General features: G+C 42.2%; 10 protein-coding genes and 1 pseudogene. 5 read left to right on the top strand and 6 right to left on the bottom strand.

The features are described 5' to 3' along the window. Positions 1 to 252: 252 nt before the first annotated feature. Complete coding sequence (locus SC127_RS10440; RefSeq protein WP_332626222.1) at positions 253 to 1,155, bottom strand: LysR family transcriptional regulator; 903 nt, start codon at positions 1,153 to 1,155, stop codon at positions 253 to 255. Positions 1,156 to 1,283: 128 nt separating this feature from the next. Here SC127_RS10440 and SC127_RS10445 point away from each other — a divergent pair, with 128 nt between their 5' ends. Beyond that, on the top strand, positions 1,284 to 1,547 hold the full coding sequence (locus SC127_RS10445; protein WP_215844956.1) for a DUF2798 domain-containing protein: 264 nt from the start codon (positions 1,284 to 1,286) through the stop codon (positions 1,545 to 1,547). A gap of 365 nt (positions 1,548 to 1,912) precedes the next feature. Here SC127_RS10445 and SC127_RS10450 read toward each other — a convergent pair whose 3' ends face one another. Continuing rightward, the gene (locus SC127_RS10450; protein WP_215844955.1) at positions 1,913 to 2,482 is read right to left on the bottom strand and encodes a DUF4142 domain-containing protein; all 570 of its coding nucleotides are present in this window, start codon (positions 2,480 to 2,482) and stop codon (positions 1,913 to 1,915) included. Between the two features lie 1,900 nt (positions 2,483 to 4,382). Between SC127_RS10450 and yahO the strand changes: the two genes are divergently transcribed. The 3 genes from yahO (at position 4,383) to SC127_RS10465 (ending at position 8,285) form a co-directional block, all read left to right on the top strand. Beyond that, the gene (gene yahO / locus SC127_RS10455; protein ID WP_215844954.1) at positions 4,383 to 4,652 is read left to right on the top strand and encodes a DUF1471 family periplasmic protein YahO; all 270 of its coding nucleotides are present in this window, start codon (positions 4,383 to 4,385) and stop codon (positions 4,650 to 4,652) included. Between the two features lie 1,522 nt (positions 4,653 to 6,174). After that, complete coding sequence (locus tag SC127_RS10460; RefSeq protein WP_332626227.1) at positions 6,175 to 7,410, top strand: oligosaccharide flippase family protein; 1,236 nt, start codon at positions 6,175 to 6,177, stop codon at positions 7,408 to 7,410. A gap of 5 nt (positions 7,411 to 7,415) precedes the next feature. Continuing rightward, entirely contained in the window at positions 7,416 to 8,285 is an 870-nt protein-coding gene (locus tag SC127_RS10465; protein WP_332626230.1) for an ATP-grasp fold amidoligase family protein, read from the top strand. Between the two features lie 658 nt (positions 8,286 to 8,943). On the opposite strand, the gene SC127_RS10470 is transcribed toward SC127_RS10465, so the two are convergent. After that, positions 8,944 to 9,975, bottom strand: a complete 1,032-nt coding sequence (locus SC127_RS10470; protein ID WP_332626231.1) for a methionine synthase — start codon at positions 9,973 to 9,975, stop codon at positions 8,944 to 8,946. A 25-nt stretch (positions 9,976 to 10,000) separates the two neighbouring features. Further along, positions 10,001 to 10,984: a DUF1852 domain-containing protein gene (locus SC127_RS10475; RefSeq protein ID WP_332626233.1), complete on the bottom strand. Its 984-nt coding sequence runs from the start codon at positions 10,982 to 10,984 to the stop codon at positions 10,001 to 10,003. 515 nt (positions 10,985 to 11,499) lie between these two features. Here SC127_RS10475 and SC127_RS10480 point away from each other — a divergent pair. Continuing rightward, positions 11,500 to 11,985: pseudogene (locus SC127_RS10480) on the top strand (IS3 family transposase); the annotation flags it as partial. Positions 11,986 to 12,483: 498 nt separating this feature from the next. Here SC127_RS10480 and yajD read toward each other — a convergent pair. Further along, positions 12,484 to 12,831: an HNH nuclease YajD gene (gene yajD, locus SC127_RS10485; RefSeq protein ID WP_243079597.1), complete on the bottom strand. Its 348-nt coding sequence runs from the start codon at positions 12,829 to 12,831 to the stop codon at positions 12,484 to 12,486. An 893-nt stretch (positions 12,832 to 13,724) separates the two neighbouring features. Beyond that, positions 13,725 to 14,750: a RepB family plasmid replication initiator protein gene (locus tag SC127_RS10490; protein ID WP_243079598.1), complete on the bottom strand. Its 1,026-nt coding sequence runs from the start codon at positions 14,748 to 14,750 to the stop codon at positions 13,725 to 13,727. Positions 14,751 to 16,985 lie beyond the last annotated feature (2,235 nt).

The raw sequence follows: 16,985 nt of genomic DNA on the forward strand, positions 1-16,985 counted from the left end.
AGTGCTTTAATCTCATCAACATAATGATTACCAGACAGGATTCATTAATTCTATACTCTCGACATCTCTTGTCCTGATCTGTCCTTCATACGTCCGCTTTTCGCTAAAAGCCAGTATTATGCTGTGAGTTCTATCGGTCATGCTCGGCCACCTTTTTTAAAGATAGTCATGCGTAACCCGTTTAACTTACAGATGATGATTTGACAGAAAAGCACCAGTTTTTGATTCCGCATAAAACAACTGTGCCTCGCCCTACATCGCCCTTTCTAAAAACTCAATAAAGGCTCGGACCTTTGAATTAAGTGCCGAACGTTCGTTGACGCAGGCATAAATATTCATCGGTAAAGACTCTATTTTGCTCTCACCACGGTGGCCTGAGCAGAACAAAGGCATGAGTTGACCATTGTTTATCAACGGCTGAGCAACAAAGCTTGCCAGTCGGGCAATGCCTCCTCCGTTTGCCGCTATTTTTGCAATGATATCAATATCATCACTAATGAACGTGGGGTTGAGTTTCGCGTTAACCGGTTGGCCATTGATCATAAAAGTCCAAGGTAGAAAACGACCATCTGTGGGGTAGCGGAAAACCAGACAGGCGTGCTGGCTAAGTTCTTCGGGAGTTTGAGGGATGCCCGCATGGTTCAGATAAGCAGGGGCCGCACAGAAGATAAACGGTAACGATGCGATTTTCCTGGCAATCAGTTGATCGTTCAGCTGTGCCTCAATGCGGATACTGACGTCGACGCCTTCCAACCGATGGTCGACGTTGCGATCGGTACTAATCAATTCGATATTAATATCAGGAAAAGCGTTTTGAAAAGCGGGCATCAGTGGAGCGAGAACGTAACGACCAAACGCAGCCGTCGTAGCGATACAAAGAGGACCCTGCGGTTTGGTTTCAAACGCTGCAGCCTGCGAGGCGATTTCGATATCATGGGGAATATGGCGTACTTTCTCGAAATAACGCTTACCATTTTCGGTGAGTGTCATGCTACGTGTGGTGCGCGAAATCAGGCGCACACCCAAATGGGTCTCAAGCCGAGAAAGGCTCTGGCTAACTGCCGCTGGACTCATGCCTTTAGCGCGTGCCGCCGCTGCAATACTGCCGTTCTCCACCACGCGGATAAAAGTGCTAATCAGCCCTAACACGTCCATATCATCCCCAATGCTTGATTCGTTACTTTTACTTAGTAATGATTAAAGCATAACCGCTCTACCCTCGTCCTCGTTAGGTTGTTAGGTTAGTCGCTGTTTCGCTAATCTTTGTTAAAAGGGACAACTCGATGACTCATTCAATCGCTAAAAAAACAGCAAAATTCCGCTTACCCAAGCACGCTTCGCCCTACATATTTGCTCTTTATATGGCAACCATCATGGCGTTTCTGATGAGTTTGGTCATCACTCTGGCGGAATTTGGAAGGGGGCCGCATTACATGACAAATGTGATGAATGCTTATCAGGTTGCTATGCCAGCGGCCTTTGTTTGCATACTCGTTGTACGTCCGATTGTTATCCGACTTGTAGGATTGACCGTTCGCGGTCACTGAGGGATTTAATCCGCCTATTTCGGCATCTCACATTAAGGCTTGCGAGTCCGATCCTCGCTCACAATGGAAGGTGCGTCCGCGTCCGGCTGCTTTGTGCCCGAAGCGGACGTTGTCAATGTTTGCACTATGCAGCCTTATCGAACAGCTGTTTCCGGGCAATTGTAGCCGCCCACACGTAGAGTAAGTGTCAGCTTGTAATGCACATGGGCGAGCATCGATCGGCACATTTACTGTAAAAATCGTCCCCGTTATTCAGCACTGTCAACAGTAACATTACCGCTGTGACTTTCGGCATCACTTTGAACAAAGGGTACTCCACGTCGCAGCACTTTGTGCCCATCGAACGACCTATTTACTGACTTTGCTTACATCGACATCTGTTGGGCGGACTTTAGGTGCTGCTCAACAACTGGCGTGTGCGCGTCCGCCAGGGCCTTCACATCCGGATCCTTGATCTTCCTGGAGTCACTCTGCAGCGTCGATAGCACCATCTTGTGGTCCTTAGTGCCGGCGTTTTCCATATACATTTTGTCAAATGCGCCGCCGCTCTGCTTTTCCAGCTCGGTGGCCATAGCCTTGTGCTTGGCGTCTGGCTCAGTCGGCAGTGCTACACCCTTTTGCTGGGCAACCGTCTGTACTTTGGTCAAGGCAGCGCCGTGGTCGTCGACCATCTGCTTAGCGAATGCTTTGACTTCACTGCTTTGGGCCTTGCTCAGCGCGATTTTGGCGGCGGCGATTTCATTAATATTAGCCTGCGCCATGTCCTTCAACGCTTTTACGTCGTCGGAGCTGAGCATGGTGCGCGATCCGGTCTGGCCAGCGGCACCATTCTGCGCGGCGCTCGTCGGGGTCTGGGCTTGCACGCCGACAGAGCTGAACATAGCTGCCACTACCGTTACGGCTAGCAGGGCTTTCAAGGTTTTACTCTTTTGCATTTTGCTCTCCTGATGGTCATGGGTAAGGTTAGCACCCGGTAATTAACCGTGCGCAGCCTCGTATGTAAGTGACTACTGCAATGGTCAGTATAGTGGAGCAACGATGTGAGACAGCAGTTTACGCTCATTGTCCTCAACGCAGGACGGCAGGATATGACGGAAGCGAAGAAGCGGAAACTGCACAGCGCGGAGTTCAAGGCGAAGGTCAGATTGGAGGCATACCGCTCACGAACGCGCGCAACTGCTCCGGTGGCTACGTGAAGCCATAACGTCTGCTGCCCGCCTGTCGGAAAGTAGGGTTTAGCCTCACGAGCTGGCGGCGCTGGAATGGGCGGACTGAAGCCCGTCGCCCCACAGCGATCTGTCCTTATTCATTGAGTCTATTGTGAAAATGCTCTTGCCTCTCTCCCCAGTAATAGGTGCAAGCTCAGCTGACAATTTTTTCAATCACATAAGATGACTATGAAGAAAGGGAAATGCTTTTCCGGTTAGAAAAAATCGCTACCAAGCCCGAGACGAATGGATCCAAGCTGATTTTACCGACCTGATGTCGGGCCTGAGGTTGTGAACAGCGAAATCCCTGCTTCTGGCTCCTAAAACGACGTGTATTAGCCCATCTATAAAAGCGCAGGAACTTCTTACCGGGCTGATACGACCTATCCAAACGGGCTTATTCGTAAAAAAATCTTAACTCTGAACGCAGTCAGTCGATGTGTTATCCAAATCAGCTCTGTTTTTTTGACGGAATAAGATCATAGACATAACTGCGACGAAATATTCCGGGCAGGCGGTCATCTCAGCGCGGCATATCGGCTCGCTGCATCCTCATACTTAATGCCTGTTAGAAGATAATAGATATTGTCCAGCAGCCCTTATGGTTAAACTACCGGACGATGCGAGGCAGGCTACTCTGTTTTGACGAAAGCGTAACAGGTCGCAGCAAGGCTCATTTCAAATATCAATAACGCGCTGTTACGCGATAAATATTAACCACTATTTTCAGAGTGGATTTTTAGCTAACAGGCAACTCTCTTCAGAAAAGGCCATGTGAATCTCCAGATAGGATTCAGCATAAGCCAGACTGCCCTCTCCGTATTTATTTTCCCGGAAAATCTACGACATCAGCAACCATGACATCTATTGCACATTTTAAGTCATCCCTGCTTATCTGAGACTGACTGTTAGAAACTTCACCACCGTACGCTTTTCTGACTACTTTAATGACCGGCTAATTCGTTGTGACGTCTGGCAATACGGCTTCGATAAACAGATAAGTGCGCTGTGAGCGTTTTCCGGTCATTGTCCCCGCAACAACGGCTGTCACCGGAAGAAGCTCATAAACCTGAATACTGACTGGTTTCTGCCACTTTCGAAAACAACCAGAGAGCGTTAAAAATTCTAATAGCGCTCAACTTTCAATCGAGCTTCTGTGGAATAATCATCTTCCCCCCCGGGATATGATTGATAATGCATTGCCAGTTAAATTCATTACGAATGTTAAGATACCTATCATGCCGCAACCCTAATAAATATCACGCCATTAAAACAATAACCTACAGTGGAAATTAAGAAAGCAACAGTCATGCGCCGAAAAATTTAACTCAACCTGTCTTTATTTTAAATTTATTTCTTCTGAAAGTTCTAAAAAACTATAACCTTTAGCACTCTAAAATATATAACCTCATTCAATACTGGCTAATCCCCCAAAGACGTTCTTCTTTTATTGAGGCTATTTGCGACGAATCTACTTTTAAGCAGTACCTCATATGCTCTTAAGAAATCACTCATCACAAAAAGCAAAAATAAATTTAATGCCTAAGGCAAAAGTCTGAAGCTGACTATATATTTATCCTTGTAATTAATATTAACTTCATACTAAACCAGACGGGAGAGTTCTCAGATGAAAATATTCATTTACGCTATAGCCGCGTGCGTTTTTTCATTTAGCTCATTTGCGGCAGAAATGATGCCGAAAAATGATTTTGAAAAGGTGCAGGGGCAATATGAAAAGGTTGGCAGCATTTCAACATCAGGTGAGACCAGTGCAGCCGATGCAAAGACTGAGCTTTCTGAACTTGCCGATAAGAAAGGCGGAGATATTTACGTCCTGACATCCGGCAATACCAAAAACAAGATGCATGCTACTGCAGATGTTTATAAGAAAAAGTGAATTCGGAGAAATACACCCGTTGCGTAAGCACGGGTTTCCCAGTCTAAAGGATGCCCGTGCTTCTAGCGTTTTGAGCATGAAGATTACCCCTCTTGAATGATTCGCGGCAGTATCAGCCTGGCGGCTGGAAATTTCGCAGGCAGGAATTTATTTTTTCAATTTCTATCCGGAACCGATGAAACACAGGCTGGTTATCTGGGGAAGTCTATACCAGCTACGACCCTGAAGATCTCATGGCGTTTCTGTTAATGCCTTTGTCTGACTGGCTCCGCAAGGAAGAAAAGGAAATTTTACGGATACGCTTTATGACGTGCCTTCACAGTATGACGCAACTGCTTAAGTCCAGACTATACGATGAGCATACAAAACCCCTGCTGACAGTGATAACTGTTGAAGCATTACCCGTCTCCTGGCATTCCCGAACTTGTCGGAGCGACCAGCATTGAATTAGAGCTAAGCTTCTAACACATGAACAGAATGACTTGCATCGCTCAACATACCGTGAGCCTCAGGTCTGCTTTTCGCTCATAGCGGTCAGACAACATTCCTTATTTCCTGCTTTATGCTAGAAGCGGTCCTGGCTAACAGCATGCTGAGTTAATCTATGGGTGCAGATCATCCTCTTTAAGCAGGAATAAAAAACCCTATCCAGAAAAGCACGTACCCAGGATTAGAAGGCCAGCGCTAAGGCAACAGGACGGTAATGTTTGCCGCTCCGCGGTAAACGCAGAAATTATCGGAGTCAGCTCGCCTCGTCCCCGCCTTGGCTAGGCCATAAAACTCGAAATCATCCCTATACCTAAGCCGATCATTCAGACTATTGCTTTACTTCCATTCATTATCAAAGACGAGAATGGCAATATTTCAGTTTCCTGTTCTTCAATGCTGAAGGGTCATCGAAATTACTGGTCTGAACATTTGAATTAACACCCGCTTACTGTAATGCTCCGATGTACCCTGTTTAATCAAATAGTGGGATGAGGCATAACAGCAAAGGCGAGAGGCGACGTGACAGTCGTGTTTATTACAGGCCAACAGGGCCATCGTCGTACGAATTATTCCTCCGTGTATTGGCATTGCTCCTGACGAATACTTTAGATGACACTGGTATTAATACTAAAAATAAGCAGCCCCCGTGCATAAATTTAACAGGGCGTTGATGATGCGCTTGCTCATTCGCTTTTTTATGATAAATGCATGTGACTTCATGCTGGTGACACCCAACTCAAAACCTGTGATCGCCATTCCATTTATCGCATTACCTGCCCATAAAACACTAAAAATAAGTGGAATCATTATTTATAAAATACTGCCACTAATCTGATTCATTCAAAAAAACTTTCCTATTTTTATATAAGCATTCACACTAACAACTCAACAAAATGACGCGAATGGTTATTTAGATAAGAAGAAAACCCTAGCAATAAATAAAGAAATTATTCATAACAAAGGACCACTTTATCCAAAAAATCATAGATTAAATTTACAGACATCAAAAAACTATGTTTACGTGAGAAATAAAATGTACTCTAACGCGATATGGATTATGCTAGAAAAGTCAGTTAATATAATCGGCTTGATATATATTAATTCGCTTATGGCAAAGTACATTGGGCCAGAAAACTTTGGCAAAATAAATATTTCGACATCTATTTTTATTTTTGTGCAAACGCTATCATGGTTTGGTGGTCAGAATATTATATTTAAACGCATGAGTGAAAATACAAAGTCTGGAATCGCAATGGCGATACACACTCAAAATCTACGGCGTATTTTCTTTCTCGTATCATCAGGCTCAGTTTTAATTTATCTCTATTTCTTTACTGATTTAATTGTATTTTTATTTGGCTTGGCCAACTGTATTGCCACATACTATATTGTGATGGACTTTTTTTCCATTTACAACAACACTCAATTAAAATCCAAAATAAATACAATTACGAATGTAATTGGGTTATCTCTCGCCCTATTAATTAGATATTATATTGCTCATTTTAAAATGCCGGTTCACTACTTTACAATACCTATTATCATTATCCCTCTCATACCTTACATTATGCGCTTCATTTATTTTAAATACACAACAAAAGTAAAAGAAAACAGTAAGGTGGCTGGCATATATAATCGTCACATGTTATACGCTGGTGGTGCTTTAATCTTATCAAGCTTATCAGCAGATATATACACTCAGATATCCAGCATTTTTTTAACTAAGATAATGTCTTACTCTTATCTGGGAATTTATAGCGTAGCGTTAACAATAGGAGGTGCTTGGTCGTTTATTGTATTGTCATTAGTAACCAGTTTTTTCTCAAAGATTTATAGTGAGAAGAATGAAATAACCGTTGAGAAATTACTCATTAAAATAAACAGAATCGTGATTCTATTATCACTTATTGCTTTAGGTGGATTCTATCTTTTTGGAGGTTATTTTATACATTTACTCTATGGCGATAATTACATGGATTCGGTTAACATTATCCCCATAATAATCATTGGCACAATGTTCTCTTCATTAGGGACAATTTGTTATAGATATATGATAAAAGAGTCTGGGTATAGTTACCTGGCTAAAAAAATGATCTTATGCTGTATATTAACGATACCATTATCCTGGGTAATGATTAGTTCATTCGGGATTAATGGTGCTGCATATTGTTTTTTAACTGTAGAGATACTCTCTTGCACTTTACTTAATTATTTTTTCAGAAATAAAACAATCATCAAAATGCATCTTAACATTTTCAAAACGAGATAATTTAAATGAAAATGATAAAACACACAGTAAAATCAGCTTTAAACATCTATGCTAATATCTCTCCAAAGTTTTGTGCTAAAGCTCATTACTATATTAAGTTTAAGAAAAAACTTAACTTAACAAACCCCACCAACTTTAACGAAAAAATACAGTGGCTTAAATTCAACGAACTGAATGGTGATATTTACACCATGTGCGCTGATAAATATAAAGTAAGGGAGTATGTTTCATCTAAAGGGTGTGATGAAATCCTTAATGACTTATACGGCGTATACGATAACCCACAAAGCATTGATTATACTACATTACCTGAAAAGTTTGCGCTAAAATGCAACCATGGAGCCGGTTATAATATAATATGTGATAATAAATCATCAATAGACATTGAAAAGACTAACAGACAACTAAATAAATGGTTAAGACAGGACTTTTCCAACCTTTTTATTGAGCCTCAGTATAAAAAAATAGAAAGGAAAATTCTGTGCGAGAAGTATATTGAAAATGAAAGCGGTGGCTTTCCTGATGATTACAAATTTTACTGTTTTAATGGAAAACCATACGCGGTAATGGTATGCATAGGGCGAGAAAAGGGAATACCTAAGTTTTACTATTTTGATATGAACTGGAACCCTTTACCTTTCGAGGATACCATTGAATTAATAAATAAAAAACGTTTCCCAAAAATGCCTGATGGTTTTAATAAAATGAAAGAGTATGCTGCAAAATTAGCTTCTGACTTTAAGTTTGTCCGAGCTGACTTCTACCTTCTAAATAGCAAGGTAATATTTGGGGAGCTGACATTTACCCCTTCAGCGGGACTAGATGTAACATTACAGGAAGCAGACTTTATTTTAGGAAGTCAACTAAGATTATAGAGAGAAAGGTGATAAATAGATTTACAATTGGAACAGAAAAGTGCGTTACCCTTTACTCTGTCAGAACACAGTGATTTCAGGTAATAGGCAACGATTGGGGATAACACTAACATATTGATAATACTACTATCATTCATAGACATATAACTATGACGGTCAGGCTGATGGCCACAATTCAGCAATTCAGCGGCATGCCGCCTTTGTTGAGAAAATTAAAAGGTTGAGCTCGCTCAAAAATGGCGTAGTAGCTTCATTTTCATCCAAGGCTGCGCCATTACCTTTATAAACGTCTTAGGTAAAATACATTCGCGAAAAATTTAAAGAGGACACACCTAAAAAAAGACATGCAGTCATATAAAACATGAGCTTAAATAACCCGTTATTCCATAATGAAAAATTTCTCGTTATTTTTACTTCTGGTAGAACACAAGTAGTTAATGACAGCGATGAATAATGACATGCAATAGAGGCCAATCAGTAGAAAACCATGGCCGAGACACGGTAAAAGTCTGATTAGCGTCTTTACTCAATCGTTGTTGTTCTTATCAATGATTGCTGCGATGAGCATCATCGCTCAGTCCGAATGATGTTTTGGGATAGTTGATGTTTGATCTCATTGCTCAACCCGGACTGAGTAGGGATATAAAATTTGGCGAAGTTATTTAGCCAAGAGCTCTCTTCGGACGATGTCTGCGCCAGCACTTAAAGCATTTAGCTTGCCTCTTGCTACTCGACGAGATAAAGGCGTCATGCCACAGTTGGTGCAAGGGTAGAGCTTATCGGCGTCAACAAACTGTAGTGCTTTTCGCAAAGTATTGGCAACTTCCTCTGGTGTTTCAATGGTATTGGTTGCCACATCTATGGCCCCAACCATGACTTTTTTACCTCGAATGAGTTCAATGAGTTCCATTGGTACATGAGAGTTTTGACATTCCAGTGATATTATATCGATATTCGATTTTTGCAGTTTAGGAAAAATCTCTTCATATTGTCGCCACTCTGTTCCCAGCGTCTTTTTCCAATCTGTATTGGCTTTAATGCCATAACCGTAGCAAATATGCACGGCAGTTTCGCAATTAAGCCCTTCAATAGCTCTTTCTAAAGCGGCAATACCCCAATCGTTTACCTCATCAAAAAAAACGTTAAATGCGGGTTCATCAAATTGGATAATATCGACACCAGCAGCCTCTAACTCTTTGGCTTCTTGATTAAGAATTTTGGCGAATTCCCAGGCAAGTTTTTCGCGGCTTTTATAGTGACTATCGTAGAGCGTATCTATCATAGTCATGGGACCTGGTAGGGCCCATTTAATGGGTTGCTTGGTTTGCTGACGTAAATACTTGGCATCTTCAACAAAAACGGGCTTTTGGCGAGACACGGCACCCACGACGGTCGGTACACTCGCATCGTAGCGATTACGAATTTTAACGATCTCACGTTTTTCAAAATCAACGCCGTCGAGATGCTCAATAAACGTAGTGACGAAATGCTGTCGCGTCTGCTCGCCATCACTAACAATATCAATACCTGCCTGTTGTTGATCTTCCAGGCACAAACGCAGGGCATCTTGTTTGCCATCAATTAATTCCTGATCTTGTAATTTCCAGGGAGACCAAAGTGTCTCAGGTTGAGCAAGCCAGGAAGGTTTAGGTAAACTGCCAGCAGTCGAAGTGGGAAGTAACTTTTTCATAATAGATGACCTTGTATTTGATTAATCAAAGAACGGAATTAGCAGACCATTGCTCAAGAATAGTTTGGTAAGGTTTGATGAAGTGCTTCTCAGTAAACTTTCCCTGCTCAACAGCTAATTGGCTACGTTCTTCTCGATCATAAACAATCTGCGTTATAGAATAATCCTGATGATTCAGGTTTGGTTGGTAGTATTTTCCTGCTGCAGAATTAGCATTGTAAATCTCAGGTCGATAAATCTTTTGAAAAGTCTCCATCGTGCTGATGGTACTGATAAGCTCAAGATTCGTGTAATCACTGAGTAAATCACCAACAAAATAAAATGCCAAAGGCGCAACACTATTTGGCGGCATAAAATAGCGAGCCTGCAACCCCATTTTCGTAAAATATTGGTCAGTTAAAGAAGATTCATTCTGCTGATATTCGACGCCCAATACAGGATGCTCATTACCTGTTCGATGATAGGTATTTTTGCTTGAAACGCTTAGGCATATAACAGGTGTTTTATTGAAGTTATCTTTGTAAGCCTTTGAACCAATGAATCTTTTAAAGATATTACCATGCAAAACGCCAAAACTCTCCGGCGTGCTAAATTTGGATTGATTATTATTGTGCTCTGGGAGTAGTACGCTGAAGTCATAATCACGTACGTAAGAGGAGAAATTATTCCCTAAAATACCATCAATGCGTTCGTTGGTTTTTTTATCAACAATATTCGTTTTCAGTATTTCAATAACTGGGAAGGCATCACCGTTGCCGTCAGCATCCACATTCAACTCAGCGGATATAATTTCAAGCTCGACAGAATAACGATCGCCTTTGGGGTTATCCCAATGCGCCAATGCGTTGAACCGATTGTCAATCATCACTAAGGCGTTACGCAAGTTCTCTTGGCGTTTCTCACCTCTAGCCAAATTAGCAAAATTAGTAGTGATGCGCGTACTTTCGGAGGGGTTATAATTCTCGTCGAAACGAATGCTTTTAATAGTAAAAGTAAATTGTTTATTCATTGTAATCTGGCATCCTAAACTCTGAGATAAAAAAACCTGATTTTTTCATTGCTTTTCAGCATGTCCTAAATTTCATTTGTGGTTTTCTCATTCAGTAGCCTTTATATTATCTATAGTTAATTACAGAGCATATTTTATGCCTGACTCATTGAGTGAGTAAAAGTGATTTAATTTCATTAAACATGAGTCTTTTTCATGACTAGGGGTGCGGTAAGCAAAGGCATTGTGGCAGAAACCCTGATCGAAATGATTTAAAGCTGGAGTCCATAGGGTGTAGAGCGGCTAACTGTTGGGGTGTGATGGACGTCTCCCTCAGCGTAAAATCTGCCACTTATGCTGGTCTTGTTGAATAAAATGCATGTTGCTTAATGAGAGGATCAGAACACGCATAAGGCTTGTCCTGCTCTCCGTTGGTTAGCACACCGCGATGCTGGCCATGTCATCATCATTCACGTGAGGGCATCCCCTAGAAAAGCGTTGTCCGGGGGAACAGATCTTCATGAAGCCGAAACCGGGTTTCTGCCTGCGGGCTTTGCTGTAAACATACCACCTCAGATCCATCTTCTACACCTTGCGCAATAAACCTGGCGGGATGGAAGTGTCGAAATTAAACGCCTAAAGGCTCGTGAAGAAGAGAATGCCCGCCTGAAGTGGCTGCTTGCCAGAACCCTACTGGATAAGCAGATGCCTCAAGTGGCTTTAGGGCAAGAGTACTGACGACAGATCAAAAGCGAGAGGCGTGTAATGTGTAATGCGACGGTTCTGTTGCAGCGTCATGTCTGCAGGCTGACAGATTTGGCCCTGTTAACATGTCGCTATAAGTCACAGCACCCGGACGCTGGTGCTTATTTATCTGCAAGCATAACTGAATTGGCGCTAGCACGCAGGCGTCTCGGTTAGCGATGCCTTTGGCAACTTCGGCGGCGTGAGAACCATTACGCAAATCCGAAGCATGTCGTTTATCATCTCAGCGGCCAAGCCATAAACGCACACGTCGCAAGTGACTTGCCACTGAGCGGCTTTCGCTGCTGTACCCGAAAGCGGCCAGCCTGACGCAACAACACGTGTCTGACATCATTTATGACTGGCGGCAGCACAACAACGAACGTCGGCTACATGCAACGCTAAATTATCTAACACCATTAGCGTCTGTAGTGATGTTGCGAAACGGAGAATCCGTCAATAAAGACCGGCATTTTTTACTGATGGAGGTATCTAATCCTTGAACAGATTATGCTGACAGTACAGGCAGTATCTTGTTAAAACAGGCGTTCAGAATAACCAACTGAAACACCTGTATTAGAGCGTTCAAAGAGATAATTGATTAGGTCAGATATCCAGCCGATAAAAGAACGGATGGCTCATTATGAGCTTCCGTTGACGGTTTAGATTGGGGACTCAAAAGATGCGCATCGCGTTGGCTCACTGCTTTCCCAATGTTTCTTCTTCGCTCATAGCCGTCCGAGGCAGTTTGGTGCCAACAGCGGACATATCAAACCTTATTTCTTCTTGTTCAGCATCGACTTTAAATCGGCAAAGGGATTATAGGTTGCTGCATCAACATCATTTTGCGCGTCCTCCCCCGCCACAACGCTTGTCCCGTACTGATCAGCTTCAGTGTACTTCGAGTGTTCATGGTCATGACAATACAGACACAATAACTCCCAGTTACTGCCGTCTTCCGGGTTATTGGTATGGTCGTGATCAATATGGTGTACCGTTAATTCGCGGAGGTTTGAATAAACAAACTCGCGCGCGCAGCGTCCACAAACCCACGGATAGATTTTCAATGCTTTTTCGCGGTAACCATTTTCCAGCCGCGTGTAGTTTTTTGGGATCAGAGCCATTACCGATGTCACCTGTTATAAAGAGATAATCTTACATTTGATTGTTAGCTGGCTAGCTTGCTTAACAGGGTACTCCAAGTTGAATACTAAGTCCGCTCCTCACCTAAAATTCGATTAGAAGACCCGCTAAATGCAGATCTCAAGGAGAATGCGTACTAATTGAACCTCGACTCACTCCTTTCCGTTTTACCACTTCTGTCATGAGTTTTTGAGCGGCTAATCGGCTTTTTGAGCAATGAATCGCATGAGTTTATTACTGAAAGCTTATCTCTTACTGTGTAGGCCTGAGAAGTGCGTAAGCAAAGGGGATGATCCGGCCAGTACTGATGACTAAGGAACATATGGCTATGCAACTCAAAGATATACAGACCGATTCTCTGCAATAACCACTGTAGCGAGAAGATCGCTATGTATAACCACTGTAGCGAGTAATCTAAAGAGGCTATCCACTATAGCGAGTAAATAGCGGCATCTGGGCTCGCTAACTATCCACTGTAGCGAGTAAACCTGCTCATGCGGTAGTCATGATGAGCAATGTTTGCCTGGATAACCACTGTAGGGAGTATAAAAACGAGTATAACCACTGTAGCGAGTGAAGTTACTGCCCTAACAAGCTAACCGCTATAGTGAGAAATTACAGAATGAATGCGTGGTTGTTGCCATGTTAGTGATTACTAACATGAGTAGTGACATGGCTTGGCAGGTTAGTAGTTACCAGGGCGGTTTAAAAGAATAACCACTATGAAGAGTAAAATACCTCGTTACAGTGGTTGGTTACTCGCTATAGCGGTTACTTGGTAAGAGATCAAAAATACTCATCACAGTGGTTAGTGAGCCTTCTTACTCTCGCTACAATGGATAGCTTTTGCATTGCTTGCTCTCTGAAGAAAGCGCTAACTCTTTTTGCCCTTTCTGATTTTCTCAAGCAGCGCCATCTCTTCACGTGAAAGCATCACCATCTCTCCGCCCTTCTCATTCACGTCCGGCTCGTTATCAAGCTCATCATCATGAATATCAGGCAGGCTTAACGGCAGGTCTGCAGGCCTGAGTTTTGGCCGGCGATAATGCACGGCAAAGTAAACCGTATTGCCACGCTTTAGCTCTGTGTAATCCAGGTAACCAATCTCTTTAAGCTGCAACATCGCCTTTCTGACCGTGGCATTTTGCGTAATAGCACGTGAGGTGAGATTAAGTCTGGCGCGTAAGCGTGCCATCGATATTGGTGCTGGATCGGTAGGAAGGCTTTCAATAAAAGTGTAGAGCGCCTGTGCAGACTCTTTACGAGAGAGTTCATTGATGGCCCTTAGCTGAAGAAGGACTTTTTTATCGAACTGATAGAGCTCAAAGATTTTGGGATCTGCCTGCAAGGTTACACTGTCGTTTTTGACGCTGTATTTTGCTGACTGAACAAGGTGAGTGATGTAAGTATCACCCTCTTTGTTTGAAAAAGAGATGGTGTTAGTGGCAATACGCTTCAAGGACGAATCTAAACGGTCTCTGAGCTTCGCAGAGGAGCGCACAGAGGGTATGCCACATAACTTGGCGAAATCGACGAAAGGAAGCGTTACGCTGTCTCCCAGAACCTTATATTTGGCAAAGGCATGAATGATACCGACCCAGGTTTTGAAATCGTTATCCATATCCAGCCGGGCACCAAGGATCTTTATATTCTCATAGCCTTCAGATTTGACGATCGACAGCTGTTTTAGCTCATCAGTAACGTCCATTGAAGAGAGTTGATTCTTTTGACCTCGAGCCGTGGATTTCAGCGTAGGGACAAATAAACCCAGTCTCATCAGGGCAACGGGCTGAACTGTGTTGTTACTATTGGGTGTAAGGTTGATAACTTCACCGGTTCGCTTGTCAGTTTCGCTAAACGCTTCCGCTATCATATTGTTTTCTTGTTCTTTTTTCGGCATCGGAAATTCCGTGATATGAACAATTAATAATCGCCGTTACTGGTTATAGTGGATACTAGCACTCACTGTAGCGGTTAGGCTACTTACTACAGTGGTTTATTTCCTCGCTATAGTGGTTGCTTTACTCACTACAGTGGATAGTGATCCCCTTTCAGGGCAGGTAGGGCAAGGGATGGCTGCACATGGGGATCTTATAGGAACTATAGGGATCTTATGAGGATCTGTTATTGGATCTACCCATTGAATAACTCGCTCAAATAGTTACCAGGAACTGTGCATATCTTCATCATACTTTCTTCGAATTCAATATCCTTCACTGCAAGGCTCAACCGCGATGGGTTATTTCGTTCATTTCGTAGCCAGAAGTTAAGCACAGGATAAAAGCACAGTTACTCGCTATAGTGGTTTTCATCTACTCTCCAGCGCGGTTAGTAACACTCGCTACAGTGGTTGTTTCACTACCTATAGTGGTTAATCTTCTCTCCATAGTGGTTATAGAAGCCCTTAAAGGCCTTATACAGCAAGGGCTGCCAAGGTACGGGGATCTATTTAGGATCTATATATGATCTATATAGGATCGACTGATTGGATCTAGCCTGTGAATAACGGGGAAAAGTGATTCATAAATATTTGAGAGCGATATACAAAAAGAGACAACCCAAGACGCAAAGATAACGGCCTGTACTGGCAGTGAATCTACATTTTTTCAGATTGAACAACCCTTCACCTTAACGCTCAGTTTTTGACACCGCCCTACTCTGTTCAAAAAGGTGACATTCGTTAAAACTTTACCTTCGCAAAGGTAGGTCCATGCATGACGAGCAACGTAACCTGTATTGTTTGAAACCGGGCAAAAGAATTCTTTCAAATACATCAAATATGCTTTTCTGATCGACAACTTCTTTAACCACATAAAATATATGGTTTTTAAGGATGTTCATAATTAAATCAATAGCTCATTATATCTGTGAAGTTAACGTATTAACTTACTGATAATTAAGTTTAAAGATGACGACAATAGACATTTTAAAATGGGAAGATCTTGGTTCCTGAGTTTGCCGTTTCTGATGAGCAAAACCAAAAACACTTTTATAACGATATTTTCCCTTTACAGGCATATACGAACGTAATGAGGAAGGCTTCGACTTTCTGAAATTAGACGAGGGAGAACATAGGATTGATCAGACTGGTGCGAGAAGAACTTTTGATAACGGGGATCAACGATATGATTTCTCTTTTGCAAAGAGGCTAAATGTTCAGATACAGGTCACTTATGTCGAGCCTCTGTAAGTTTCACCCGCTCAACACGGCATTACACTTTTTATCATGCTTAGCTCTCACTCGATTTGTGGATAAAACTTTTTTACGTATAGAAATAAATCCGTCATCAGTACGTACATCAACAGTTTTAACGCCGACATGAAAGTGTTGCACATGCTTAGACTAAAAAATTAGAACAGATCATTTTAGAAATAGAACTCGTTAAACATATCTACTGCTTAACACACTGCTTATCTTCTCTATTGAATATGTCGTTAAATCCAAACGAACCGCCCTCCCCTTTGCTCATCCTTATGTGACGCCTATACATGTACCATCACTTAATAGATCCTCGCACTGCCGTACAAAACAAGCTTTTGAAAGCAATAATTTACAGCAGAAAGCGATTACCCAGAATCGTATGCCAGCAGCAGAGCATTTCTTTTTCACCCTTTGAATATGCCGCTAACTATATGACAATAAGGGGTTTTTGTGAGATTTTCATGATGAAAATACCCTAATCAATCTTTTGAAGTTTTCGATTGCGTACGAGTAAACAGGGTACATTGCACCAATTTGCAGTTTGGTGGCTCAAACTCACGGGTAAAATCACTAAGATATATATCTGCGTATACCTACCTAAAGCAGATTTTTTTTGATGAGGAAATGCGAATGTGAACGGCACAGCAATATTACTTGCTCGCATCTTAGTTTTTTTAAAAATTTATTATCGTTAAGCATCATTTGGCCAAGTTGCCAGATCCAGACTCTAGATAATTTTTCTCTTAGCTATCAAGCCGCATGCTTTTTTAATAGTGCTGAATGTAGCAATAATAACTCGCAAACACAGCGTGAAGTGAACAGCAGACTCTTCACTTTTTATAAGAAAGAATAGAGTTAGGCTACGAAACGTGATCTTCAGATTCGTTTCACCAACCCAATGATTTAAGTGATCACTATGAATTGAATTAAGCT

Origin of the sequence: Pantoea sp. T14 (assembly GCF_036663535.1) — a bacterium.
GTDB classification, from domain to species: Bacteria; Pseudomonadota; Gammaproteobacteria; order Enterobacterales; family Enterobacteriaceae; genus Pantoea; species Pantoea phytostimulans.

Coding starts and splice junctions, on each gene's coding strand:
- SC127_RS10440 (WP_332626222.1), bottom strand. CDS start 1,155: ATGGACGTGTTAGGGCTGATTAGCACTTTTATCCGCGTGGTGGAGAAC.
- SC127_RS10445 (WP_215844956.1), top strand. CDS start 1,284: ATGACTCATTCAATCGCTAAAAAAACAGCAAAATTCCGCTTACCCAAG.
- SC127_RS10450 (WP_215844955.1), bottom strand. CDS start 2,482: ATGCAAAAGAGTAAAACCTTGAAAGCCCTGCTAGCCGTAACGGTAGTG.
- yahO (WP_215844954.1), top strand. CDS start 4,383: ATGAAAATATTCATTTACGCTATAGCCGCGTGCGTTTTTTCATTTAGC.
- SC127_RS10460 (WP_332626227.1), top strand. CDS start 6,175: ATGTACTCTAACGCGATATGGATTATGCTAGAAAAGTCAGTTAATATA.
- SC127_RS10465 (WP_332626230.1), top strand. CDS start 7,416: ATGAAAATGATAAAACACACAGTAAAATCAGCTTTAAACATCTATGCT.
- SC127_RS10470 (WP_332626231.1), bottom strand. CDS start 9,975: ATGAAAAAGTTACTTCCCACTTCGACTGCTGGCAGTTTACCTAAACCT.
- SC127_RS10475 (WP_332626233.1), bottom strand. CDS start 10,984: ATGAATAAACAATTTACTTTTACTATTAAAAGCATTCGTTTCGACGAG.
- yajD (WP_243079597.1), bottom strand. CDS start 12,831: ATGGCTCTGATCCCAAAAAACTACACGCGGCTGGAAAATGGTTACCGC.
- SC127_RS10490 (WP_243079598.1), bottom strand. CDS start 14,750: ATGCCGAAAAAAGAACAAGAAAACAATATGATAGCGGAAGCGTTTAGC.